The sequence below is a fragment of the Rhodococcus sp. OK519 genome (assembly GCF_003051005.1).
In the GTDB taxonomy this organism is placed as follows: domain Bacteria; phylum Actinomycetota; class Actinomycetes; order Mycobacteriales; family Mycobacteriaceae; genus Prescottella.
Map to the genome: position 1 here is coordinate 59101 of NZ_QAOW01000004.1, position 25198 is coordinate 84298.

At 68.2% G+C, this 25198-nt stretch carries 22 protein-coding genes and 1 pseudogene; 14 read left to right on the plus strand and 9 right to left on the minus strand.

From position 1 onward, the window contains the following. The first annotated feature begins 19 nt into the window (after window positions 1-19). The 5 genes from C8K36_RS12730 to C8K36_RS12750 all read left to right on the plus strand — a co-directional run bounded on the left by C8K36_RS12730 (window position 20) and on the right by C8K36_RS12750 (window position 6598). On the plus strand, window positions 20-1327 hold the full coding sequence (locus C8K36_RS12730; RefSeq protein ID WP_107985174.1) for an alpha/beta hydrolase: 1308 nt from the start codon (window positions 20-22) through the stop codon (window positions 1325-1327). Further along, window positions 1324-3873 (plus strand): bifunctional lysylphosphatidylglycerol flippase/synthetase MprF, encoded by a 2550-nt coding sequence (locus C8K36_RS12735; protein ID WP_181319530.1) that lies wholly within the window; start codon window positions 1324-1326, stop codon window positions 3871-3873. The genes C8K36_RS12730 and C8K36_RS12735 overlap by 4 nt, the downstream gene beginning before the upstream one ends. An 84-nt stretch (window positions 3874-3957) precedes the next feature. Then, window positions 3958-4482 carry a hypothetical protein gene (locus C8K36_RS12740; RefSeq protein WP_181319548.1) on the plus strand — a complete coding sequence of 175 codons (525 nt, stop codon included), beginning with the start codon at window positions 3958-3960 and terminating at the stop codon, window positions 4480-4482. Then, window positions 4479-5099: an RES family NAD+ phosphorylase gene (locus C8K36_RS12745; protein ID WP_107984873.1), complete on the plus strand. Its 621-nt coding sequence runs from the start codon at window positions 4479-4481 to the stop codon at window positions 5097-5099. Before C8K36_RS12740 ends, C8K36_RS12745 begins: the two co-directional genes overlap by 4 nt. Window positions 5100-5272: 173 nt before the next feature. Continuing rightward, window positions 5273-6598, plus strand: a complete 1326-nt coding sequence (locus tag C8K36_RS12750; RefSeq protein ID WP_107984874.1) for a YncE family protein — start codon at window positions 5273-5275, stop codon at window positions 6596-6598. A gap of 6 nt (window positions 6599-6604) precedes the next feature. Here C8K36_RS12750 and C8K36_RS12755 read toward each other — a convergent pair whose 3' ends face one another. The 3 genes from C8K36_RS12755 to C8K36_RS12765 form a co-directional block, all read right to left on the minus strand. Beyond that, complete coding sequence (locus C8K36_RS12755; protein ID WP_107984875.1) at window positions 6605-7471, minus strand: ABC transporter ATP-binding protein; 867 nt, start codon at window positions 7469-7471, stop codon at window positions 6605-6607. Next, window positions 7468-8463, minus strand: a complete 996-nt coding sequence (locus C8K36_RS12760) for an iron chelate uptake ABC transporter family permease subunit (protein WP_258195417.1) — start codon at window positions 8461-8463, stop codon at window positions 7468-7470. The genes C8K36_RS12755 and C8K36_RS12760 overlap by 4 nt, the downstream gene beginning before the upstream one ends. A gap of 113 nt (window positions 8464-8576) precedes the next feature. Then, a complete protein-coding gene (locus tag C8K36_RS12765) occupies window positions 8577-10055 on the minus strand; it encodes an iron chelate uptake ABC transporter family permease subunit (protein WP_107984876.1) in 1479 nt (492 codons plus the stop codon). Window positions 10056-10225: 170 nt separating this feature from the next. On the opposite strand from C8K36_RS12765, the gene C8K36_RS12770 reads away from it, so the two are divergent. Next, window positions 10226-10957, plus strand: coding sequence for a hypothetical protein (locus C8K36_RS12770; protein ID WP_107984877.1), 732 nt, complete (start codon window positions 10226-10228; stop codon window positions 10955-10957). A gap of 274 nt (window positions 10958-11231) precedes the next feature. Continuing rightward, window positions 11232-11693, plus strand: coding sequence for a PaaI family thioesterase (locus tag C8K36_RS12775; RefSeq protein ID WP_107985177.1), 462 nt, complete (start codon window positions 11232-11234; stop codon window positions 11691-11693). A gap of 10 nt (window positions 11694-11703) precedes the next feature. Here C8K36_RS12775 and C8K36_RS12780 read toward each other — a convergent pair whose 3' ends face one another. Further along, the gene (locus tag C8K36_RS12780; protein ID WP_107984878.1) at window positions 11704-13077 is read right to left on the minus strand and encodes an NAD(P)/FAD-dependent oxidoreductase; all 1374 of its coding nucleotides are present in this window, start codon (window positions 13075-13077) and stop codon (window positions 11704-11706) included. A gap of 153 nt (window positions 13078-13230) precedes the next feature. Further along, window positions 13231-14604: an MFS transporter gene (locus C8K36_RS12785; RefSeq protein ID WP_107984879.1), complete on the minus strand. Its 1374-nt coding sequence runs from the start codon at window positions 14602-14604 to the stop codon at window positions 13231-13233. Between the two features lie 716 nt (window positions 14605-15320). Between C8K36_RS12785 and C8K36_RS12790 the strand changes: the two genes are divergently transcribed. Continuing rightward, window positions 15321-16778 (plus strand): DNA-3-methyladenine glycosylase 2 family protein, encoded by a 1458-nt coding sequence (locus C8K36_RS12790; protein WP_107984880.1) that lies wholly within the window; start codon window positions 15321-15323, stop codon window positions 16776-16778. Here the strand turns inward: C8K36_RS12790 and C8K36_RS12795 are convergent. After that, window positions 16765-17523 carry an SDR family NAD(P)-dependent oxidoreductase gene (locus C8K36_RS12795; protein ID WP_107984881.1) on the minus strand — a complete coding sequence of 253 codons (759 nt, stop codon included), beginning with the start codon at window positions 17521-17523 and terminating at the stop codon, window positions 16765-16767. The genes C8K36_RS12790 and C8K36_RS12795 overlap by 14 nt on opposite strands. A gap of 268 nt (window positions 17524-17791) precedes the next feature. On the opposite strand from C8K36_RS12795, the gene C8K36_RS12800 reads away from it, so the two are divergent. The 6 genes from C8K36_RS12800 (at window position 17792) to C8K36_RS12825 (ending at window position 22480) form a co-directional block, all read left to right on the plus strand. Beyond that, entirely contained in the window at window positions 17792-18700 is a 909-nt protein-coding gene (locus C8K36_RS12800; protein WP_107984882.1) for an ABC transporter ATP-binding protein, read from the plus strand. Window positions 18701-18710: 10 nt separating this feature from the next. Next, entirely contained in the window at window positions 18711-19451 is a 741-nt protein-coding gene (locus tag C8K36_RS12805) for an ABC transporter permease (RefSeq protein WP_107984883.1), read from the plus strand. A gap of 3 nt (window positions 19452-19454) precedes the next feature. Beyond that, on the plus strand, window positions 19455-20723 hold the full coding sequence (locus tag C8K36_RS12810; RefSeq protein WP_107984884.1) for a sensor histidine kinase: 1269 nt from the start codon (window positions 19455-19457) through the stop codon (window positions 20721-20723). After that, on the plus strand, window positions 20720-21349 hold the full coding sequence (locus C8K36_RS12815) for a response regulator (RefSeq protein ID WP_107984885.1): 630 nt from the start codon (window positions 20720-20722) through the stop codon (window positions 21347-21349). Before C8K36_RS12810 ends, C8K36_RS12815 begins: the two co-directional genes overlap by 4 nt. A 117-nt stretch (window positions 21350-21466) precedes the next feature. Further along, window positions 21467-21943, plus strand: a complete 477-nt coding sequence (locus C8K36_RS12820) for a hypothetical protein (protein ID WP_146176492.1) — start codon at window positions 21467-21469, stop codon at window positions 21941-21943. A gap of 270 nt (window positions 21944-22213) precedes the next feature. Beyond that, on the plus strand, window positions 22214-22480 hold the full coding sequence (locus C8K36_RS12825) for a hypothetical protein (RefSeq protein ID WP_146176493.1): 267 nt from the start codon (window positions 22214-22216) through the stop codon (window positions 22478-22480). Between the two features lie 239 nt (window positions 22481-22719). Here C8K36_RS12825 and C8K36_RS12830 read toward each other — a convergent pair whose 3' ends face one another. From C8K36_RS12830 to C8K36_RS24815, 3 genes and pseudogenes are all read right to left on the minus strand, one after another. Continuing rightward, window positions 22720-24093, minus strand: coding sequence for a hypothetical protein (locus C8K36_RS12830; protein ID WP_107984888.1), 1374 nt, complete (start codon window positions 24091-24093; stop codon window positions 22720-22722). A gap of 198 nt (window positions 24094-24291) precedes the next feature. Next, window positions 24292-24498: pseudogene (locus C8K36_RS12835) on the minus strand (transposase); the annotation flags it as partial. Then, a complete protein-coding gene (locus tag C8K36_RS24815; protein ID WP_181319531.1) occupies window positions 24456-25106 on the minus strand; it encodes a hypothetical protein in 651 nt (216 codons plus the stop codon). The pseudogene C8K36_RS12835 and the gene C8K36_RS24815, both read right to left, overlap by 43 nt. Window positions 25107-25198: the final 92 nt, after the last annotated feature.

Here is a 25198-nt window from a genome sequence, read left to right on the forward strand (position 1 = left end):
ACGTCAGCGCGGAGGTCCGATGTTCGGGTGGCTCGATCGGTTGTCGCTGGTGTCGGGCCCATTGCCCGTCGTCGTCGCGGTCTGCGGAATCGTCGGCGCGGGCTGGCTCGTCGCCGGCCGACGACGGTGGTTCGTGCGGCGCGCCCTACCCGCGTCCATCGTCGGCGCGGTCGCCGTGACGCTGCTGCTCCGGCTGTTCGTGGAGAAGGTGTGGAAGCCGTTCCCCGACCCGATAGAGACGTCCGTGTACGTGTGGATCGGTATCGGGCTCTGGGCGATTGCACTGGCGGTCCCGCGCGCGTTCACCACCGTCCGGTGGAAGATTCCGGTCACCGTGGTGGCGGCGCTGGCCGTCGTGCTCACCGCCGCGGTGCAGATCAACCGGGTGTTCTACGCCTATCCCACAGTCGGTATCGCGCTCGGTCTGCCGGATCCCGACCGGATCGATTTCGAACAGGTGCCTCCCTCGACCGAGCCCGTCGTCGCCGGACGCCCCCTCGAGGACGTGTGGGCCCCGCAGGCCCCCGGCGACCTCCCGTCGAGCGGACGGCACACGACGACGGCGATCCCGGGCGCCACGTCCGGGTTCTCCGCGCGCGACGCCGTCATCTACCTGCCGCCCGCCTATTTCGCGAACCCGCGGCCGCTGCTGCCGGTCCTGGTGATGCTCGCCGGGCAGCCCGGCTCGCCCGAGGACTGGCTCAACGGCGGCAAGCTCGCGATGACGATGGACGCGTTCGCGCGTGAGCACCACGGTCTCGGACCGGTGGTCGTGGTGCCCGACGGCACCGGATCGCAACTGGCCAACCCGCTGTGCCTGGACTCGCAACTCGGGAAGGTCGCCACCTATCTGGCCGTCGATGTGCCCGCCTGGATCAAGACGCACCTGCAGATCGACCCGGATCCGCGGTCCTGGGCGGTCGGCGGATTGTCCTACGGCGGAACGTGTTCGCTGCAGTTGGCCACCAACTATCCGCAGGTGTATCCGACGTTCCTCGACCTGTCCGGCCAGGAGGAGCCCACGCTCGGGGACCGGGGTCGGACCATCGACCAGGCGTTCGGTGGCGACGAGGCCGCGTTCGTGGCCGTCAACCCGCTGGATCTGATGAAGTCGCGCCGCTACCCGGACTCGGCGGGGATCATCGTCGTGGGCACGCGCGACGACGCCTACCGCGGCGGCGCGCAGAAGGTCTACGCGGTCGCGAAGGACGCCGGCATGGATGTGCAGTACGTGGAGGTTCCCGGTAGCCACAGCTTCTCGGTGTGGTCCGCGGGCCTGCGCGACGAAATGGATTGGCTGGCGAAGAGAATGGGACTGATCTCGTGACAACGCTCCGTCGGTACGCGCGCCGGGTCTCCGAGTTGCTCCGCTACGGCGCGTCCGGCGCGCCGGTCAGCATCACGCTGCTCGCGGTGCTGTGGGTGCTGGGGTTCGCGACCGACTCGATCGTCCACGGTCCCGGCCAGTTCGTCGATCGCCACCTCGCCGTCGGGATCGGTGCCGTCGAGCACTGGCGGCTGTGGACCAGCCTCAGTGCGGGTCTGTGGGCGCCCGGTCTGGCCGGCTATCTCGGCGCCACCGTGCTCGTGTTCCTGGTCGCCGCGCCACTCGAACGTCGGATCGGGTCGGGACGTTTCGCGCTCGCCGCGCTCGTGACGCAGGTCGCGGGCGCGCTGGTGGGGCTGGCGGTGGCCGCGGCCGCGAAACTGCTCGACGCCGACTGGGGATTCCGCCTGCACATCGGCACCGCGGTGGGCCCGACGACGTGGATCGCCGGTGTCGCGATGGCCGCGAGCGCGTCGATGGACACGCTGTGGCGCAGACGGATCCGGGTGGGGCTGCTCGCCCTCACCATCACCCTGGTGCTGTTCGCCGGCCAGTTGCAGGACGTGATCCGACTCGGTGCCGTGGTCGTGGGACTGTGCGTGGGCCCGTGGATCGTCGGACGATCCGCGCGCGGACACCGGATCTCCGGAACCCGCCGCGAGGGTCGGGTGCTGGTCGCGATCGTCGTCGCCGCCACCTCGGTCGGCACGATGCTGGCCGCGCTGTCGCCACACGCCGTCGGCCCGCTCGCGGTGCTGCGGGACCTGTTCCGGGGTGTGCCGTGGACGGTGGACGAGGTGCGCGAGATCTGCGCCGAGGCCCCGACCGGTCCCGACTGCCGGCGCGGCGAACTCGACCTGAGACTGTCCGGGTTCGGTCCGACGCTGCTCAGCCTCATGCCGTCGGTGTTCCTGCTGGTGCTGTGTGACGGGTTGCGCCGCGGCCGCCGGTTCGCGTGGGCGGCATCGCTCGTCGCGCAGGTGCTGCTGCTGGCGTTGTCGCTGCTGAATTTCGCGGTCCGCTACATCGACATCGCCGACGAGGAGTCCCTCTTCTACGGCCTCGACGCCCCCAACGTGTACCGGACGCTCACACCGTTCCTCACGCCGCTCGTGCTCGTGATCCTGCTGCTCGCGACGCGGAAACTGTTCGACGTCGCGGCACCCCCGCGGACGTACACCCGTCTCGCCGGCAAGGTCGCCGTGCTGACCGCGGGGCTCGGCGTGCTGTACGTGCTCGGGGGGCTGTGGGCGCGCAACGGCTTCGACCGCCGGCCCACCGTCGGCATGCTCGTCGCGGACTTCCCGGAGCGCCTGGTGCCACCGGTGTACCTGCAGATGCTCGATCCGCGTCTGCTCCCGGACGACTGGGCGTCGACGCTGCTCTACGAGTGGACCGGCGTCGCGTTCTGGGTCGTGGTGTGCGTGCTGGTGGCGGCCACGTTCCTGCGGCCCGCGCACGGCGCCGACACCGGTGCCGCCGAGCGGGCCCGGGAGACCCTCGTCCACGGTTCGGGCAGCGCGCTGGCGTGGATGACGACGTGGCGCGGCAACTCCTACTGGTTCGGCGCGGGCGGCGACAGCTACGTCGCCTACCGAGTGATCGGCGGTGTCGCGCTGACGACGGGCGGGCCGGTGGGCCGGCCGGACCGGGTGGGCGACGACGTCCGCGGGTTCGCGGAGTTCGCGGCGTCCAACGGGTGGGTGCCGTGCTTCTACTCGGTGACCGGGGACGTGCGGGACGCGGCCGAGTCGCTGGGCTGGGTGGGGGTGCAGGTCGCCGAGGAGACGGTGCTCGACCTCGGCTCGATCGCGTTCACCGGCAAGAAGTTCCAGGACGTGCGCACCGCGCTGAACAAGGCCGCGAAGTCGGGGATCACCGCCGAGTGGGTCAGCTTCCCGACGGCGCCGCTCGCGATCACCGACCAGATCACCGCGATCTCCGAGGAGTGGGTGGCCGACAAGGGGATGCCCGAGATGGGGTTCACGCTCGGCGGCCTGCAGGAGATGGACGATCCCGAGGTGCGCTGCCTCATCGCGGTCGACGAGGAGCGCACCGTGCACGGGGTGACGTCGTGGCTGCCGGTGTACCGGGACGGCCGGGTGGTCGGGTGGACGCTCGACTTCATGCGCCGCCGGGCAGACGGCCCCCAACAGGGCTTCCGGCCCGCGATGGAGTTCCTCATCGCGTCGGCCGCGCTGCTGCTCGAGCAGGAGGGCGCCGAGTTCGTGAGCCTGTCCGGGGCGCCGCTGGCGACCGTGCAGGACGGCGAGCAGACCGGAATGTCGGGGGATGTGCGTCCGGGGCTGTCGGAGGCGATGGATTCGCTGCTCGACGTGCTGGGGCAGACGCTCGAACCCGTGTACGGCTTCCGGTCGTTGTTGGCGTTCAAGTCGAAGTTCCAGCCCCGCTACGAGCCGATGCACATGTGCTTCGCCGATCCGGTCGCGCTCCCCAGTATCGGCAATGCGATCGGACGCGCGTACCTGCCCGACGTCTCGCTGGGACAGGGTGTCCGGCTGGTGCGGACGCTGATCCGCAGATGAGAACCATCGTGCCCGGTGGTTGACGTGGTTGACCGACGGATGGCAGGGTTGGTTGACAAGGTTGACGGGCTGGAGGAGTTGGCGATGACGTCGCTGGTCGAGCAGGAACACGAACTGATCGAGCTGCTCACGCGGCGTGTGCGCAGCACGTTCGCGGCAGCCGCCGAGGCGGGTGTTCCCGCCGAGACGTTCGCCGACGTGGAGGCCATCGCCGACGCCATGTCCGCCGCACTGCCCACCAGTCACGTGTACGACCAGATGGTCGGGCCGTTCTACGACACCGCCGGGATCACCCGCTGGTGGCGGGTCAGCCGCCAGGCCGTCAGCAAGAAGGTCGCCACCAACGCGCTCATTGCGTGCCGCCTCGACGACGGCCAGTGGGTGTACCCGGTGTGGCAGTTCACCGACGGTGGCGCCGTGCATCCGGCGCTCATCGAGGTGTGGCGGATCCTGCGCGCCGCGGCCGACCCGTGGACGGGCGCGCTGTGGCTGTGCACCCCGCAGGACATGCTGGACGGCCGGACCGCCGCGGACTGGCTCACCGCCGACGGGCCGATCGACCCGGTTCGCACCGCCGCCCGCGCCGACGCACAACGGTGGGCTGCATGACCCGTGAGGTCGTCGCGCTCGCCTCACCCGAGAACCGTTCCCTGGCAGGATTTCCCACCTGGTCGCTGACCACGCGGAGGCAACTGTGGCGCGGGCACCGCACCGACAACGGCCCGTGGTGGTTCGCGTCGTCGGGGCGGGGCCGCTTCGATCTCGCCGAACCGCGGGGCACCTGCTACGTCGCGTTCGACGAGCGCACCGCGATCCGGGAGACGGTGGGGGAGGTACTGGCCACCGCCGGGGTGATCCCGCACGACTTCGCCGCCGAGCGCTCGATGTCCCGACTGCGCATCCCCGCCCGTCGCATCCTGGCCGACACGTGCGCCGAGGAGGCCGCCGACTTCGGGCTCACCCGCGAACTGTGCACCGTCACGCCGTACGAGATTCCGCAACGGTGGGCGTCCGCGCTCGCCGGGTCGTGCGCCGGCCTTCGTTATCAGAGCAGGTTCACCACGGGAACGTCGCCGAACGCGGCCGCGCTGTTCGACGACGCCGGCGCGCGCGGGGACTGGGCCGTCGACGACAACGCGCAGCCGTTCGCCGCCGCGGCGCGCCGCTCCGGTTTCACCGTCGGCTCGGTGCCGCGGACCGTGCGAATCGTCCAGCCTCCGGGCTGACCGGTGGGAGCGGCTCGCAGCAGACCCGACTGTGGCAGCCGCGTGCCTTTGCACATTCTGGAAACGGCCTGTTCCTGGACGGATGCCCGTTATGTTCTGTGCAAGGTGGCTACCCGACTGTGGCTCCCGCGTGCCCTGAAGGGTGCGGATCGCATCCGGAAGGAAACACCTCCATGGCCATCCTCGATTGGCTAGGCCCGCGTGGACCACTGTCTCGTAGCGCGGCGGCTCTCGGCGTCGGCGCACTGACGATCGCTGCGGTCCTGACCACCACGGTTGCGGGTCCGGCCGCCGCGGATGCCGTCACCGACACCGTCACCGTCGGCGCGAATCCGTGGGCAGTAGCGGTCAGCGGCGACCGCGCCTACGTCACCAACACCGGCAGCAACACGGTGTCGGTCATCGACACCGCCGCCACCCCGCCCGCCGTCATCGACACCATCGCAGTCGGCGGGCAGCCGATCGGCGTGGCGGTCAGCGGCGACCGCGCTTACGTCACCAACGCCGGCGCCGGCACGGTGTCGGTGATCGATACCGCCGCCACCCCGCCCACCGTCATCGACACCGTCACGGTCGACGCGTTTCCGTACGGGGTGGCGGTCAGCGGTACTCGCGCCTACGTCGCCAACCAGGCCGGCGGCACGGTGTCGGTGATCGATACCGCCGCCACCCCGCCCGCCGTCATCGACACCGTCACGGTCGACGCGCAGCCGTACGGGGTCGCGATCAGCGGCACCCGCGTTTACGTCACCAACCAGGGCGCCGGCACGGTGTCGGTGATCGATACCGCCGCCAACCCACCCACCGTCACTGACACCGTCACGGTCGGCACGGCTCCGTACGGGGTGGCGGTCAGCGGTACTCGCGCCTACGTCGCCAACGGCGGCAGCGGCACGGTGTCGGTGATCGATACCGCCGCTACCCCACCCGCCGTCATCGACACGATCACGGTCGGCACCAGGCCGGTAGGGGTGGCGGTCAGCGGTACTCGCGCCTACGTCGCCAACGGCGGCAGCGGCACGGTGTCGGTGATCGATACCGCCGCCACTCCACCCGCCGTCATCGACACCATCACGGTCGGCACCAGGCCGGCCGTGGTGGCGATCAGCGGTACTCGCGCCTACGCCACCAATGCCGGCGACGACACGGTGTCGGTGATCGCGATCGACCACGCACCCACCCTCACAGGAACCCCGCCCGCCGGGACGGTCGGCCAGCCCTACAACTATGAGTTCACAGTCACCGGACGACCCGCGCCCACCGCGACCGTCACCACCGGCACCCTGCCCGACGGGCTGACCCTCACCCCAGAAGGAGTCCTGTCCGGAACCCCCACCACCGGTGGCCGGTTCGAATTCATGCTCACCGGTTCCAACGGCATCGGCGAACCCGTTGCCCTGCCCGTTGTTCTCGACATCGACGACACCACCCCGTCCGCCACCGGGTCACTCGGGTCACTCGGATTGCTCGGAAGCTTCGAGTCCTTCGTCACGCCGTAACGGTGTTCACCGCTCCTTCGTTGGACCGCCCACCGCGCCGTACACGTGCCGGGTGCCGATGGGGACGATCAGCGGACGGTCCGAGACCGGGTCGTCGATGACGGTGGCGTCGAGCCCGAACACCTCCGCGAGCAGCTCGGCCGAGATGACGTCCTGCGGCTTGCCGGACGCGACGATGCGGCCCTCGGACATGACGACGAGGTGGTCGCTGTAGCGGATGGCGAGGTTCAGATCGTGCAGCACCATGATCACGGTGCGGCCCATTTCCTCGTGCATCCGGTCGACGAGATCGAGCACCTCCACCGAGTGCGACAGGTCGAGGTACGTGGTGGGCTCGTCGAGCAGCAGGATGTCGGTGCCCTGCGCGAGTGCCATCGAGATCCAGGCGCGCTGGCGCTGGCCGCCGGAGAGTTGGTCGACGGGGCGGTCGGCGAGATCGGCGACGCCGGTGAGCGCGAGGGCGTGCGCCACCTCGGTTTCGTCGTCGGACGACCACTGACGGATCCACGACTGGTGGGGGTGCCTGCCGCGCGCGACGAGGTCGGCGACGGTGAGCCCCTCCGGGGCGACGGGGGCCTGCGGCAACATGCCGAGGGTGCGGGCCACGTCCTTGGTGCGCATCGTGGTGATGGCCTTGCCGTCGAGCAGGACGGTGCCCGCGCGCGGCTTGAGCAGCCGGCCCAGGGCCCGCAGCATCGTCGACTTTCCGCACCCGTTGGGTCCGATGACGGTGGTGATGACGCCGGCGGGGATCTCCACGTTCAGGTCCTCGACGATCACGCGATCGCCGTAGCCGAGGGTGAGGTTCTCGGCGACCAGGCGCGGCGCGGGCGTGGACCGGGCCGTCTCGGTGACGAGGGAGTCCTGGGTCATGCCGAGACCTTCCGGTTGTTGCGGACGAGGAGATAGAGCAGGAAGGGTCCGCCGAGCGCGGACGTGACGATGCCGACCGGCAACTCGACGGGCAGGATCGTGCGGGCGATGATGTCGCTGCCCACCACCAGCACCGCACCGGTGAGCGCCGACGCGATGATCGGCGGACCCGGCGACCGGACGAGGCGCATCGCCACCTGCGGGGCCGCGAGCGCGACGAACCCGACCGGGCCGGCCGCTGCGGTGGCGACGGCCGCGAGGATCACCGAGGCGAACAGCAGCTTGGCCTGCTCGGACTGCTGGCGCACACCGAGCGAGCGGGCGTTGTCGTCGCCGAGGCGCAGCGCGCCGAGCGTGAACGTCGAGATGATCGCCCAGCCGCCGATGACGGCGAGGGCGATCGCGACCGGCCACACCTGCCCCCAGCCGGCGCCGTTGATGGAGCCGTTGAGCCACACCTTGGCGCGGGAGACGTCGTTGATGTCGGCGGAGATCAACAGCCAGCCGGTGACGGCGATGAGCATCGCGTTGATGCCGATGCCGATGAGGATCAGCCGGTAGCCCTCCACGCCATTGCGCCACGCCAGCAGGTAGATGACCGCGGCCGTGAGCAGGCCGCCGGCCAGCGCGGCCAGCGGGATGCCGAGCGTCGCCAGCAGGCCCACGAACGAGCCGCCGCCACCGAGAACGATCAGCGCAACCGCCGCGGCGCTCGCACCGGAGGTGATGCCGAGGATGTCGGGGCTGGCGAGGGCATTGCGGGCAATCGACTGCGTGATGGCGCCGGAGATGCCGAGCGCGATGCCGATCAGGACGGCGACCAGGGCGCGGGGCAGACGTAGATCCATGACGATGAACCGCTGCACTTTGGAGCCGCCGCCGACGAGCACGTTGGCGACCTCCGCGATCGACAGCGGGAAGTCGCCGCGGCCGAGGCCGACGCACACCAGGAGGAAGAGCAGCACCAGCAGTACCACGTTCACGACGATCATGAACGGGCGCAGCACCAGCGAGAACGGTCCGACGCGCAGCGCCGGCCGGGACGGCACCTTCGCGGCGTCGGAGCCGGCTCCCGGCGCGGAATCGGGGAGGGAGTTCAGGACGCTCACAGGCTCGCCAGCTTCCTGCGCCGAACGAGCGCGATGAAGAACGGGGCACCCAGCACGGCCAGCACGATGCCGACCTGCAATTCACCGGGCCGGACGACGACGCGTCCGATCACGTCGCACATCACCAGCATCACGCCACCGAGCAGTCCGGCGTACGGGACGAGCCAGCGGTAGTCGGGTCCGGTGATCGCGCGGGCCACGTGCGGAACCACCAGGCCGATGAACGCGATCGGCCCGCAGGCCGCGGTCGCCGCGCCGGTCAGCAGGGTGATCGCGACGATGCCGATCGTGCGGGACATCGCCACGTTGGTGCCCAGTGATCGGGCGACGTCTTCGCCGAGGCTGATCACGTTGAGGCTCGGTGTGCTGGCGATCGCGATGATCAAACCGACGACCAGGAACGGCAGCACCTGCCAGAAGATGTCGAAGCCGCGGCCCGCGACGGATCCGACGACCCAGAACCGGTAGCCGTCCAGGGTGGTCTGGTCGAGGATGACGACGGCGTTGGTCATCGCCTGGAGGAAGAACGCGACGGCGGCGCCCGCGAGCGCCAGGCTCAGGGGACTGGCCTTGCCGTTGCCGATCGAGGAGAGCCCGAACACGGTGATCGACGCCAACGCAGATCCGGCGAAGGCGAACCACAGGTACTGGCTCGGCGCGGTCAGTCCGAGCGCGTAGATGGCGATCACGACGAGGAAGGCCGCGCCTGCGTTGAGGCCGAGCAGGCCGGCGTCGGCCAGCGGGTTTCGGGTGTGCCCCTGGATGAGGGCGCCCGCGACACCGAGCGCGATGCCGACGACGAGTCCGAGCAGGGTGCGCGGGATGCGCAGGGTGCGGACGATGATGTCGGTCTCGCTGCCGCTGGACGAGAACAGAGCGTGGAAGACCTCGGGGAACGACAGGGGTCGGGCACCGATCGCGACACTGGCGAACAACACCAACACCAGGAGGATCGCCAGGACGATCAGGCCCAGGATGCGCCGACGGCGGACCGCCGCCATCGAGGAGTCCGGTGCGATCGGGGTGAAGCCGTCGGCGCGGGCGGTGGCTTCGCGGACCACCTCGATGCCGTCCGCACGCCACGGCAGGCGGCGGAGTGCGCGCCGGACACCGATCGGAGCGCCGGTCTCGGCGTCGCGGGTGACGAGTCCACACCAGCCCTTGCCGACGGTGGTGCCGGCATTGCCCTCGCGGAATCCGCGGTTCCAGACGAGCAGCGCCACTGCGATGAACAGCGCCGCGCCCCCGAAGACGACGCGATCGGCCTGGCCGCCGCCATTGGCGTCGGCGAGGGAATCGACGAGGTACCAGCCGATGACGAGCGGGATCGCCGCGAGGCCGAGATCGAGCAGGTTCGCCAGCGCGCGGCGGTGCCGGGGGGCGGGACCTTCCGGAATCACTTCCTTGCCGTACGCGCTGGGCACACGGTGCTTCGACGCATCCGGATTCACGTCCGGGTGGCGGGTCGTCGTCACGGGCTGGGTGCTCCTAGGAGAGGAAACGCTAACGAGCGTCAGGTTACGGAAGCCTAACCGAACGCGCGAGGGCGGGATCCGCTGTGCGGCACAGGCGGACCCCTCGGTCCGAACTCAACTTAGGCTAGCCTACGCTTCTGCTGATCACCCTGATTCTCGATGGAGGCACGATGGCCGCGACCGCGCATGTCCCGTTCGGTACCGAGACGACAGCACTCGACGCCTCCTGTTGTCGCCTGCGGGAGATCTCGCCGGACTATCCCCGGGTGTACGCCGTCGCGACGATGGCCCGTCAGGGCAAGCGCCGCTGGTGGCCGATCGCATCCTGCGCCGCGCACTCCGACGAGTTGCCCGCCGACCGCGTCGGCCGAATGTATGCGCGGCTGTTCGAGGATCTGCAGTCGCCGACTGCCGCCGTCACGCAGGTGGCGTCGGCGCTCGTGCACGCGATCGTGGGCCGGGTCGCCGCACTGGTGGTGCTGGAGGGGAGGGCGTGGGACCCGGGTGTCGACAACCTCTGGATCCACATGGACAGCGACAACGGCATCGACTGGGCCGGTGTCGTCGACACCACTCTGCGGGTGCTTCCGGAGGACGACCTGGCGTACGCCCGCGAGGTCGTCACCCTGCCGTGTGAGCGCGCACTGCTCGTGTGGACTGCACACCGGTGCGTCACCTCGCTCGCTGCCGTTCGGAGCGCACTCGACCTTTGCGCACCGCTCGACGCCGCCCGGTTCGCGACGCTGGTCGCTGACGCGGTGCTGAGTGCGGTGACGCGGATTCCGCTGTCGACGGGAACCTCGGAGGTGGCGGCGGTGCGCCGCGGCCAGGGGCTGCTCGACGCCTTCGAGGCGGCCGGAGTTCCGGTGCGCGCCCGCATGATGCTGGACGCCGTCTGCTGAAGGGGTTGCCTGATTAGGGCAGCCTTCCCTATACTCGTGTCACCGAGACATTGGACCGCGCCGGAGTCCTGAGGGCTGCAGTGACTCCCGGTCCCTTCCACGGCGGGTTCCGCGCACACGCGCGGAACCCGCCGATTCTTTTCGGTATCCGCCTTCGGAGGGTCGCGTGCGCCCCGGCCACACCGGTAGCTCACTATGACGAGGTACATATTCGGCAGGCGGTCGCTGTCCACACCCGGTGTCGGACTCTCCGCCCGAAGCGATGGAGCAGGTCATGGCGAGCGATGCAGAACGGGCACTCGGGTTGAGCGATGGGGCGGACCCGGCAGAGGTCAACGCCTTCCTCAACAAGGGGTTCGGGGAGGCGCTCGGGCTCGAGTTCACCGAGCTGACCCCGGATCGCGTCCGCGCGCAGTGGAAGGTCACCCCGGCGCTGTACCAACCGTGGGGGATCATGCACGGCGGTGTGCACTGCGCAGTCATCGAATCCGTCGCCAGCATCGCCGCAAGCCTGTGGCTCGGGGACCGCGGTCACGTCGTCGGCGTGAACAACAACACCGACTTCCTGCGCGCATCGCGTGAGGGCGTGCTCCACGCGGAGGCCACGCCGATCCACCGCGGCCGCACCCAGCAACTCTGGGTCGTCACGATCACCGACGATCAGGATCGGCTCGCCGCGCGCGGACAGGTGCGTCTGCAGAACATCACCGAGACGTCCGCGCTCGGCAACAAGTGACGGGGCGGGCTCAGCCCGCTTCGCGCGAATCGGCCGCGTGACGCGATCGACTCTGCTCCTGCAGGATGTCGATCGCGTTGCGCGCGAACACCTGTTGCTCGGTCGACGCCATCTGCGCGCGGCCTCGGCCGAGGAAGCTGACCGTCCACGAGATCACCGTCGACAGTCGACTGCGGAAGCCGACCAGATACATCAGGTGGATGACGAGCCACATGATCCACCCGATGAAGCCGCTGATCTCGAGCTTGCCGACCTTCGCGACCGCGCTGAATCGGGAGATGGTCGCCATCGATCCCTTGTCGAAGTACTTGAACGGCTGACGATCCTCCGGCTTCGCGTCGTCGAGGCCCGCCCTGATCTCCTTCGCTGCGTACTTACCGCCCTGCATCGCCACCTGCGCCAGCCCGGGAAGCTTGTCGAGCGACATCATGTCGCCGATCACGAACACGTTCGGATATCCCGGCAACGTCAGATCCGGATTCACATGCACCCGGCCTGCACGGTCGACCTCCGCACCCGACTGCTCGCCGAGCTGCTTGCCGAGCGGGCTCGCCTGCACGCCCGCCGACCACACCTTGCACTGCGACTCGATACGTGACTCGGTCCCGTCCTTCGCCTTGACGACCAGCCCGTCCACGTCGACGTTCGTGACCATCGCGTCGAGATGGATCTCGACGCCCAGCTTTTCGAGGCGCTCGGCGGCCTTGCGGCTCAGCTTGCCGCCGTAGACCGGCAGGACCGCGGGGGCACCGTCGAGCAGGATGACGCGTGAATCCCGCGTGTCGATCTTCCGGAACGCACCCGCGAGAGTGCGGTGCGCCAACTCAGCGATCTGTCCGGCCAACTCCACACCGGTCGGACCGGCGCCGACGACCACGAACGTGAGGAGCCGGGCGCGCTCGGCGGGATCATCCGACAGTTCGGCCTGCTCGAAAGCGCCGAGGATGCGGCCACGCAGCTCGAGGGCGTCGTCAATTGTCTTCATGCCGGGCGCGAACTCGGCGAAATGATCGTTGCCGAAGTACGACTGCCCCGCCCCCGCCGCCACGATGAGCGAATCGAACTCGGTGACCGTCTCCCGGTCGAGCAGCCGTGACGTGACCTTGCCCGCGGCCAGGTCGATCGCCTCGACGTCGCCCAGGAGCACCTCGGCGTTCTTCTGCTTGCGCAGGACCATGCGGGTCGCCGGCGCGATGTCTCCGACCGACAGGATGCCCGTCGCCACCTGATACAGCAGGGGCTGGAACAAGTGATGGGTGGTGCGGGCGACGAGGGTGATATCCACATCGGCGCGCTTTAGTGCCTGCGTGGCGAACAGGCCACCGAAACCGGAACCGATCACCACGACCCGGTGCGGTCGGGGTTGTGCCGAGGGGTTGCTCATGCCGCGCTCCTCGAGATTCGACGAAACGTGATGACCCTTGTCACGGTAGCCGCCGCCCGGTCACTCGTCCTGCCAACGAGTCGGACCTACGGATACGCCGATGGGCGGTGGGATGACTCCCACCGCCCATCGGCGCTCTGTCTCAGGTGCAGGTCACTCGTCCTTGAAGACGCTGCCGCGGCGGATCAGGAAGGTGAAGCCGATCGTGACGAGGCCGAGGACGACCATCATCGTGGCGACCGTGTTGAGACCGCTCACCGTGGGTGCGACACTGCCGGCCGACATCGCGGACGATGCCAGCAGCATCGTCGCGATCGACGTGCCGATGCCCTGACCACCGGTGCGCAGCACCGAGTTGGTGCCCGTCGCCTCGCTGGTGTTGCTCTCGGGCACGGCCTCGACGATGAGGTTGGGCAGTGCCGTGTACGCGAAGGCGGTACCGATCGACACCGTGATGATCATCGCGACCATGCCGGCGACCGAGTCGTGGAAGACGATGAGCATCGCGCTACTGATTGTGAAGAGGGTGCTACCGAGCAGCATCGACGAGCGCGATCCGACGGCCTTCGAGATGCGGCCGCTCAGCGGGGTGCACACGAAGCCGAACATCGAGCCGATGAACGAGAGCCAACCGGCGTTGGTGGCCGAGATGCCCAGACCGAACGGCGCCGTGGTCGGCGACTGCAGGATCATCGGGATGATCATGGTGCTGATGCCCATGGGGCCGACAGCGATCGCGAGGGTCGCGAGCATGGTCAGCGCGACCTTGCGATCGGTGAACAGGCGGACGTTGACGATCGGATCGGTGACCCGCAGCTCCCACTTGACCCACAGCGCCAGGACGGCGAGACCACCGAGGATCAGACCGAGGGTCTTGCTGTCGGTCCAGCCCCACGCACCGGACTTGTTGATGCCCAGCAGGATCGCGGCGATGGCCGGAGCGAAGGCGATGGTGCCCAAGTAGTCGACCCGCTGGGTCGTACCGACCGGCGGTCGCCACGGCAGGACGAACAGGACGAGCAGCAGTGCCAGCACCGCGTAGACGGCCGCGACAACGAAGATCATGTGCCAGCTGGCGTGATCGATCATGACACCGGCCACCAAAAGCGACGCCGAACCGGCGGCCACAGCGGAACCGGAGATGACCGCGATGGCCACGGGCACCTTCGCTGCAGGCAGATGCTCACGCGCCAGACCGATGCACAGCGGCAGGATCGCGCCCGCCACACCCTGGATGGCACGGCCGACGATGATGCTGCCGATGCTGTCGCCGATGGCACTGATGAACGAGCCGAGGGCTGCGGCACCGAGGAGGACGATCAGGACGCGTTCGCGTCCGTACATGTCACCCAGGCGGCCACAGACCGCGGCCGAGGCGGCGGCAACCAGCAGGAAGGCGGTGACCGCCCAGCCGACCGTGGCCGCATCGCTGTTGAATTCCTTGATGAACGTCGGGATGGCGGCGTACACCATCGACGTTTCGAAGGCGCTGATGATCTCCACGAACACGAGAACGGCGATGATCACCCAGGCCGGACGCTGCCGGTTGTACCGGCCACGGCTCCCGGAGCGGGAGGAGGGGGGTGTGGCGCGAGTATCTGCAGTTGCTGTCACTGAAGTAGATGTCCAGACTCTTGGCTCGCCCGATGACGGGCTGCGCTGCGTGAATTCGAAGATCCGCGAGATCGTCGCGTTTACACGGATTCCGGCGGCCGTGGGTGGGCTGGTCCTGTTCCGTAGGTCACAGAGTGTGGCGCGTCACTGCCAGGCCATCGGGGTGGTGCGCACTGAGTGGGACTGCTGCGTGATGGAGGCAACAGCCGCGACCAGGGAAAACGGAAGAAAGTGCAGGTCAGAGCGGTTCGGTGGACTAGCGCACTCAAAGGTGGGGCTCTCGCTGACCGGGACAGCGGAAATCAAGTGGCTCCACACATGCCTGCGGAGGCGGCAACACAGTGCCGACCGCACGAGTGTGTCAGGCAAATGACACTTGTGTAGGCAAAACAGATGAAATTGGCGCAAACGAATGACTGAGCGCTCAGGTCGGGACTGGTCAAGATCAATGTTCCTGCCGGCGACATCAGTTGCAGGTCATGAAGTGCGCCCACCAGCGAGTAGCACTCGGCAGGGAAGTCCTCGATGAAGCGAGGTGCGATATCGACTGGGAGGAACGCTCGACCCCCGGAAACGTGATGTCCGATTTCCGCTGGCCCGACCGGGCGAAGTGACCGCATGCTGGTGTGATGATCGGCGACGACGGCAAGTACCAGGCGGTGTGCAGTCGCGATGTGCGGTTCGACGGGGAGTTCTTCTTCGCCGTCGCCACCACCGGCATCTACTGTCGGCCGAGTTGTCCGGCGACCACCCCGAAACGCGCGAACGTGCGCTTCTTCCCCACCGCGGCCGCGGCCCAGAGTTCGGGTTTCCGCGCCTGTCGACGCTGTCGTCCCGACGCTGTGCCCGGATCCGCGGTGTGGGATGTGCGGGCGGACGTGGTCGGGCGGGCGATGCGCTTGATCGCCGACGGCGTTGTCGACCGCGAGGGGGTGTCGGGGTTGGCCGCCCGTCTCGGCTACAGCGCCCGGCAGGTTCAGCGTCAACTCAATGCGGAGGTCGGCGCCGGCCCGACGGCACTGGCACGGGCGCGACGGGCGCACACGGCGCGGATCCTGCTGCAGACGACGTCGATGCCGGTGACCGACGTCGCGTTTGCTGCGGGGTTCGCCAGCGTGCGGCAGTTCAACGACACCGTCAGTGAGATCTATGCGGCCACGCCGACGGGCCTGCGCGAAGCGCGACCCCGGTCGGCGACCCGCTTCGGGGACGTGGGTGTCGCCGGGGCGGTGCCCGGGATCCCGCTACGGCTGCCGTTCCGCGGCCCGTACGCGGTCGCCGAGATGTTCGGCGCCCTCGCTTCGAGTCTCTTGCCGGGTGTCGAGGAGATGGCTGGTGATGCCCCCCGTCGCCGCTACCGGCGCACGCTGCGCCTCCCGCACGGTGCCGGGATCGCTGAGGTCCGTGAGTCCGGCGGCGGCGACAGCGGCTGGCTGGACTGTCACCTGTGCCTCGAGGATCTGCGCGACCTCACAACCGCGGCACATCGGGTGCGGCGTCTATTCGACCTCGATGCGGATCCTGATGCGGTCGCCCACCGTCTGGGCCGGGCACTCTCCCCGGTCGTGTCGCTTCGGCCGGGTCTGCGATCACCGGGGACCGTCGATCCGCACGAAGTTGCGGTCCGGGCGGTCGCGGGCACCGCGGCGGCGCAGGTGGTGCAGCGGTACGGGCAGCCGCTTGGCACCGCGCGAGGCGGACTGACGCATCTCTTCCCCCGAGTCGAGGATCTGGCCGACGCCTCGCTCGACGATCTACCTCACTCCGCTGGGCGAACGCTACGGGTGCTCGCTCGTCGCCTCGCCGACGGCGAGATCGTGCTCGATACCGGCGTCGATCGGGCCGTCGCGGAGAAGGCCTTGCTCGACGTCGCCGGAATCGGACCCGCGCGCGCAGCCTACATTCGGATGCGCGGTCTCGGTGACCCCGACGTCCTGCTGACCGACGACGCCGACGTTCGAGCGGGAATGGCCCGGCTCGGTCTCGACGTGGTCGACGCCGATCGCTGGCGGCCGTGGCGAACCTATGCCGGACTCCACCTGGCCGAGGCCGCCCGCGATCGGCGAAACACTTTCAGCGGGTCGTGAATCCGCCGTCGATGGCGAGCGCGGCGCCCGTGATGAACGATGCCTCGTCACTGAGAAGGAACGCGACGAACGGTGCGATCTCAGCGGGCTGCGCGATGCGGTTCACGGGGTGAAGCGACTCTATGTGGGCGAGCGCCTCGTCGGTGGTGACCATCGATTCCCGCGCGAGCGGGGTGTCCACGCCGCCCGTCGTGATGGCGTTGACCCGGACACCTTGCGCGGCCACTTCGAGCGCCACCGACCGGGTCAGCCCCACGACCGCGTGCTTGGCGGCGACGTAGGGTGCGGCCTCCGGAAGCGCCACAACACCCAGATTGGACGCGTTGTTGACGATCGCACCACCGGTCTCGAGTACCGCCGGAATCTGGTGTTTGAGGCAGTTGAAGACGCTTGTCACGTTCTGAGCCAGTTCGGCGTTCCAGGCGTCCGCCTCGATCGTCGAGATCGGGCCCGACGCGTTCACGCCGCCAGCGTTGTTGAATGCGCCGTTCAGACAGCCGAATTCGGCGATCGCGGTCGTGACGAGCAGAGCGGCGTCGTCCTCGACCGACACGTCGGCGGGGACGAAGATCGCCGTGCCACCGGCGGCCCGCAGACCCTCGGCGGCCTGCTCACCGACGTCCTTGCGTCGGCTGCCGATGATGACGGCGGCGCCCTCGGCGGTGAGGCGGCGAGCCACCGCGAGGCCGATTCCGGACGATCCGCCGGTGACGATGAAGACCTTGGATTCCAGACGTGCAGACATGATTGAGCCCTTTCGGAGGGGGTACGTGGATCGGCGCCTCCATCAGGGTGCTGTGCGACGGTAGTGCGCGCTGGCGGGAATCGGACGTTGCGTCGGAGTCCGCAGACAGGGGATGTTCGGACGCACACCGAGCACGGGCTGCATGTCGTAGAGTGCCGGCGATTTCGGTATCAACCGATCGGTTGACTGCGGTATCCACCGGATAGCTCGCAAATCTTGGGCTGCACAGTCGATTCGACGACTGTGCGCCGAATGGCACGCTCGGGTCATGGCAATCATCGAGGTGGACGGCCTCGTCAAGCTTTACGGTGACCACACCGTCGTGAACGGGCTCAGCTTCGTGGTCGAGCGTGGCGAGATCTTCGGCATCCTGGGCCCCAACGGGGCAGGCAAGACCACCACCGTCGAATGCATCGAGGGACTACGCACTCCGGACGGCGGAACCGTTCGCGTCTGCGGCATCGACCCGCAAGACGACAGCGGTGAACTGCGGCAACTGCTCGGCGCGCAGCTGCAGGAGAGCGGGCTGCCCGACAAGCTGACCGTCCGTGAGGCGATGGAGCTGTACAGCTCCTTCTACCGTGAACCCGCCGACTGGCGGGAACTGGTCGGCGCCCTGAACCTCACCGACAAACTGAACACGCAGCACCGGCGGCTCTCCGGCGGACAGAAGCAACGGCTGTCGATCGCGCTCGCGCTCATCGGCAACCCACGAGTGGCCGTGCTCGACGAGCTCACCACCGGCCTGGACCCAACGGCTCGCCGCGACGCGTGGGACCTCGTCGAGAGCATCCGTGACCGAGGCGTCACGATCATGCTGGTCACACACTTCATGGAGGAGGCCGAGCGGCTCTGTGACCGGATCGCCGTGATCGCGGCGGGTCGTCTCGTCGCACTCGACACCCCGGCCGGGTTGGTCGCGAAAGTCGACGACCACCAACGGATCCGGTTCCGGCCTTCCGCACCACTGGATCTCGCGGTGCTGACCACGCTGCCCGAGGTCATCTCGGTCGAGCGGGCCGGACATCAGGTCGTGGTGACCGGCACCGGAGATGTCTTGTCGACCGTGGTCACCGCGCTCGCACACCATCACATCACCGCAGCCGACCTGCGGGTCGAGCAGTCCTCCCTGGACGATGCGTTCGTCACGCTGACCGGCCGCCCCGCCGAGAACTGAGGACACCGACATGTCAGCCCTGCTGCGACTCACCACCACCGAAACCAAACTCTTCTTCCGCGAGCCGATCAGCGTGATCTTCGCGCTCGTGCTCCCACCGCTCCTGCTCGTGGTCCTCGGCGCGATCCCGTCGTTCCGGGAGCCCGACCCGAACCTCGGCGGCCTACGGATCATCGACCTGTACACGCCCATCGTCGTTGCCCTGGCCGTCACGACGCTGGCGACCAGCAGCCTGCCCCAGCAGTTCGCTACCTACCGAGAGAAGGGCGTCCTGCGACGTATGCGGATCACGCCGGTCAAGCCCACCGTCATGCTAGGCGCACAACTGCTGACGTCCACGATCATGGCCACCGCGACAACGGTGCTCGTACTCGCCATCGGCCGACTGGTGTTCGCCGTGAAGTTGCCCCGGGGCCTGCTGGCCTATCCGGTCGCATTCGTGCTGACGGCGTCGGCGATGCTGGCTGTCGGGCTGCTCGTCGCCTCACTCGCTCCCAGTGGCACGAGCGCCGGCGCGATCGGACTGGTGCTGTTCTTCCCGCTGGTGTTCTTCGCGGGCCTGTGGATACCGCGCGAAGCGATGAACGACGTCCTGCGCACGATCAGCGACTTCACTCCACTGGGCTCCGGCGTACAGTCCCTGCAGGACGCCACCGCCGGTCATTGGCCGCAACCGCTCCATCTCGCGGTCATGCTGGGATGGACGATCGTGGCCGGCGGACTGGCCGCGCGGTACTTCCGGTGGGAGTAGATCATGAGCAACGAGGTGGCGCTGCGTGCGGACCACGAGCGGGCGGAGCGCTGGGAGACCGCGGTCATCAGGGTTCTTCCGTACATTCTCCTGGCATCGAGCACCGTAATTACTGTGCTGCAAACGGGTTCGGTGCACCTGGCGGCTGCTCTGGGTCTCACGTTCGTGACCACTGCGTGGCTGCTCTGGCTTCGTGTCCTGGACCGATCTCGCTCCGACGGGCCGCTGATCGGCGTGTACTACGCCGGACTCATGGTGTTGTGTGCAGGACTGGTGGCGCTCGCGCCCTGGTACGGCATCGTCGCCTTCATCGGATACGTCCACGCGTTCCTTTTCCTGACAGGCGCTTGGCGGTACGTCGGTGTCGCCGCCACGTCATTGATCATGGCCGTGACATACATGGGCGGACTGTCCAGGATCACCGCCGACGACATGTGGGTGTGGCTCGCCATCAGCCTGGTCAGCATCGTGATGGCCGGAACCTTCTTCTACTTCGCCGACACGACCGAGAAGTACGGTCACAGGCAGACTCGGGCACTCGCCGAACTACATGACGCCAACACCAAGCTGGAGACAGCACTGGACGAGAACGCTGCGCTGCACGCTCAGCTGCTGGCCCAAGCGCACGAGGCTGGCATCCTGGACGAACGGCAAAGGATGGCACGCGAGATCCACGACACCCTGGCCCAGAGCCTCGCGGGCATCGTCACCCAACTTCAGGCTGCCGAGCAGACGATGGACGGCCCGTCGACGTCGCGTCGGCATGTCACGAAAGCGATGGACCTGGCACGGGGCGGACTGATCGACGCGCGGCGGACGGTCCACGCGGTGGAACCACAGGTGCTTGCCGACGCCAGGCTCCCGGACGCGATCGGCGATGTGGCCAGAGGCTGGTCGGAGGCCAACGACATCCGCGCCGTCCTGACCGTCACCGGTGACCCCAGACCCATGCACACCGACGTGGAGGTGACACTGCTGCGGGCCGCGCAGGAAGCACTCGCCAACGTCGCCAAACACGCCGACGCCAACAGAGTCGGCCTGACTCTGTCCTACATGGAGGACCTGGTGACCCTGGACGTGCGAGACGACGGAGTCGGTTTCGATCCCCACGCGACACGCGTAAACGGCTCCACGAATGGCGGATTCGGGCTCGCGGGTATGCGGCAGCGCGTGCAGCGCCTCACCGGCCGACTCGATATCGAGTCGGAGCTCGGCGGAGGCACCGCGATCTCGGCCTCAGTACCGGCCATCCCGGCGGGCGGCGGGCAGTGATCTCGCTGCTGATCGTCGACGATCACCCAGTAGTGCGTGACGGGCTGCGGAGCATGTTCAGCGCGAACCCCCGCTTCGAGGTCCTCGGCGAAGCCGCCGACGGCGCGGAGGCGGTTGCCGCCGCGACCCGGATCCAACCGGACGTGATCCTCATGGACCTGCGAATGGCCGGGACTGACGGCGTCACCGCCATCAAAGAGCTGGCCGAGCGAGGGGTGTCGGCGCGGGTCTTGGTGCTCACGACGTACGACACGGACAGCGACGTGCTTCCCGCGATCGAAGCCGGCGCCACCGGCTACCTGCTAAAGGACGCACCGAGGGACGAGCTGTTCCGTGCAGTGGAGGCGGCCGCCCAGGGGAAAGCGGTGCTTTCACCCGCCGTCGCGACCCGGCTCATAGACCAGATGCGGCACCCGGCTTCGGCACCGCTGTCGCAGCGTGAGCTCGAGGTCCTCGAGCTGATTGCCCGCGGCTCGACGAACCGCGACGCGGCAAAGCAGCTCTTCATCAGCGAAGCGACGGTCAAGACGCACCTGCTACACGTTTACGCGAAGCTCGGCGTCAATGATCGTGCGGCCGCTGTCGCCACCGCGTTCTCCCGCGGCTACCTGAAACCGCGACACTGATCCTTCGATGACTGAAACAGCCGACCCATTCGACCCGTGCGCGTCGTCTGGTTCGGCCCCTGCAACCAGAGCAACAACGTGTTGGCGGTTGGCCGGAGTGAGGCAGCTGCTGGTTCGGTGAGGTTGTCTTCGGGCAGTACTCGGCGCGCGATCGGGCTGACGCGTCTCGTGTTGCCGTCGCCGAACGGTTCGTCGACCGCATGCGCGCTGGCGGCATCGGCCCGCGTCTGTGTAGGTGCGTCGCTGCGCAACGGCGTCGCGGTAGCCGTCAGCCAGCCTGCTCCGTTCGTCCCATCCGCGAGCGCCGCAGGATACGAGGCGGGAGGCCAGGCCGTCATCTTCACGATCGCTGTGGTCAACGGCTCCCAGGAGAACTACGACCCGACTCTCTTCACGACCAGCCTGCAAAGCGGAAACCGTGAAGCGAGCCAGATATTCGACTCCGCGAAGAATCTGGGAGGAACGCCGAGCACGGTCGTGCTCCCCGGGCGTGAAGCTGAGTTCCAGGTTGCCTACGCCGTCAGTGACCCCACCGACCTCGTCGTGGAAGTAAGCCCACGTTTCGAGTACCGCGATGCCATCTTCACGTTCTGAAGCCGTGTGACCGCGTAGGTCGAGGTGCGTTCGCGGGGCGGAACATGATGCCGTCTCGCTTCGCGCGTGAGGCCGGCGCTCAGCTCAGCTGTCGAACCCGGGGATACTGCCGCGAGTTAGTCGGCGACAGCCGCATAGCAGCGACGCCGCAGGTAGAGCGTGCACGTACTCGCCGCGGACGACGCTCAGGTGAAACTCTCAATAAAACGCCAGCTCAGACGGCATCGGAATGGCTTGTTACGGTCCGTCATCCGCCCTTGGAGTCGTCGAATGATGATCAATACGAACGAAGAAGAGGCGGCCGGAGTGGGGACGGTCATCGCGACCGCTCGGCGTCTTGCGATGGATGCGGACTTGGTGCCGGAGACGGTGGTCGAGTGCGGGTCGCTGGCGGATCTTCGGGCGGTGTGCGAGACCGAGGCGGCGGCGCTTCCTACTGACCCGCGTACGGGCCGGTTCACGACCGCTGCCGACGTGCGGTTGTGGAGGGCGCTGCACTGCGGCGGTAAGACGGCGGGGTATCTCGCGGATCGGTGAAGCCGCGGCAGGGGTTCGATCCGGTCTGATGCGGGGTGGAGTCCCGGCCCGAAGGACCCGGGCCGGGACTCCGTTGGATCAGGGCGCGGTCCGCGACAGCGGGTGGCGGGTCGTGGAGGTGCCGGAGGTGGACGTCGTGTTCACACAGTCCCGTCGACTAGACCAGATCCCGCGATGGTCGCCAACGCGGGGAGCCTCCGTCGACGACCCCGCCCGAACCGCCGGCAAGTCTTCGCAGATCAGCCCGTGAACGCCGATCCCGTTCCGCCGGCCGAGCCGGTTGCGAGCGATCCCGGATTGGGTCCGGTGGGAGCGCTGCCGAGCCAGTTGAACGGCAGGCGACTGGATGTGCTCGGGCCGGTCCCGGCGCCGCCGAGGTAGGTGGCCTCGGCCTCGTACGAGCCGGGGGGCAGCTCGGAGACCCTCGCGGTCATCGTGACCTCGCTCACGCCTCCGTCGAGGAGTGTCGTGACCGGCGGTCCGGTGGTGGACAGGAACTCGGTTGCGTTCAGCAGGCCGACCCGGCGCTTCACGCTGAGCGTCGTCGGCCCGTCGAGCGTGCCCGTCAGGCTGTAGGTGCGCATGGTGAACAGGGCGCCGCAGGTGGGTCCGGGAACGGCCGGCGGCACGCAGGACCGGAACGGCGAGGAGCCCGCCACCTCGAGGGTCGTATAGGTGAGCGCCGGCTCGACGACGACCGTGACGTCGAGTGTGGCGTCGGCTTGCAGACCGTTGCGTGCTCGCAGCGTGATGGGGAACGAGCCCTTCTCCAGCGGGGAGCCGACGATGCCGTTGAAGGACTGGGCGCCGCCCCCTTGTCTGAGCTCGAGCCCGTTCGGAAGCCGGCCGCCGACGATCGAGAGCACAGTCGGGATGCCCGCGGTCCCGCCCGTCCCGACGCACGGCTGGTGGTAGGTGGACCGCAGCGCGGCCGGCGTCACTGCGCAGTCGATGCCGAGTGGCGTCGGCGGCTGAGGTGGTCGTGCGGTGATTGTCGAAATCCAGTTCAGAGTGAGCGGCACCAGCCGACTGAGGGAGCAGTCGCTCGACGAACCGCAGCGGACCTGCCAGTTCGGGAGACCGGTGGGGGGGGAAGGCATCTGGACGAAGTTGAGGCTGTTGTGCACCTCGGTGGCACCGCCGGTGACGTCGATCCTGACCTGTTGCAGGCTCGGTTCGAGGTAGCAGGCCAGCGAGTCGTTCCGCACGGTCAGCGTCAAGGGGACGGTCGTCACGGCGTCGTAGGTCACGAAGTCCGCGGTGGGAAATTGACCCATGCAGTTGCTGTCGCCTGGATAGATGCGCACCCGGACGCCAGCACCGACATCGAACTTCAGCGTGAGAAACATCGGGTAGTTGCCCAACCCCGGGAGCGCCGCGTCCACGCCGGCGACATCGGCTGTCTTGACCTCGGCGACCGGGTCCACGTTTGCCGCGGTCGGCGTCGGTGCGTTCAGTTCAGTCGCTGCGGCCGGCAACGGTGCGCCGAGGACGAGTGCCGACGCGGCGATCGCCATCGCGACGACCGATCCGAGGCCGACCCGCCGCCCACGGGTCCGGTGCGCAACGGCACCCAGGCGCCGTTCGTGCGCGCGCGAGCTGTTCTGGTCCATGATCTGCCGCCTCTGTCGTCAGGGTCGTGGTGCGGCCCGAGGATTCGACAAAGACTACCAACCAGTCTGTATTGAGAGCGGGTGATCTGCAGCACTATCGCGATTGGAGTGTGTCAAGGTTCTCGGACAGCGACTCGGCGGTTTCGGCCAAGTCCAGGGGCGTGGTGTATCGAGGTCGCCGCGTGATTCCTCGTTGGGTTATGCGGTCAGTGCTGGTGTGAGCTCCTCGGCAGGTTCGGCGGTGTCGTTGGTGTCGGTGGGCTTGTCGCCGCGGGCGGTGACGGGGACGTCGAGGCCGAGGTAGCGGCGTCCTTCGATCCACTCGCCGTGTTGTTCGGCGAGCACGGCGCCGACGAGTCGGATCAGGGAGGTGCGGCCGGGGAAGATCCCGACGACGTCGGTTCGATCCGGTCTGATGCTGGTGGGCCCGGCCCGAAGTCGCCGGGCCGGTCCCGTTCGTCAGTGTGGTCGATCGTGTTCGCGGGGTCTGGGTGTTGTTTCTGGGTTCGGATGCGCTTTGTGGGTGGGATGGTGGTCTTGTATGGGGGTTTCAGTTGACCGAGGGGGTTGTGGTGCGGGTACGTCGTGTGGTGGTGGGTTTGTCTGTGGTGGGGCTTGTTCTTGCAGTGGGGGGTTGCGTTAGCGGAGGCGATGCCGGTTCGGGGGCAACAGATGTCGCGGCGGTGGCGGCGGCCGTGCCTCTTCCGGATCGGGTCGTCGTTCGCCAGCCGGGGTTCGTCGATATCGGTTTCTCGGCTGATGAGGTTCCTGTGTGGCCGGGACCGCACCCTTATGAGTTCCTCGAGCCGAGTCCGCCGTCGGGCTCGAGTGGCGAGTTGGCTGGAGAGCAGGCTGAGGTCGTGTATACGGCGGCTCTCGAGAATCCAGGCGTTCTGTGGAACGTCGGCGGCGTTGTGCTGTGGCTGGTTGTCGAACCTCTTTAGTGTTAGTGAGGGCTTCGCGTAGGGCTCGGCCTGTGAGGGCCGTTCGCTGTCCTGACCTGGTGATGTCATGCGGCTTTGCGGTCGGCGCTGCTGGTTGGTCAGGGTTGTTCGGGTTCTTTGGCGTGGCAGCCAGAGTTAGTGGCTGCGGTACCGTGCCCGGT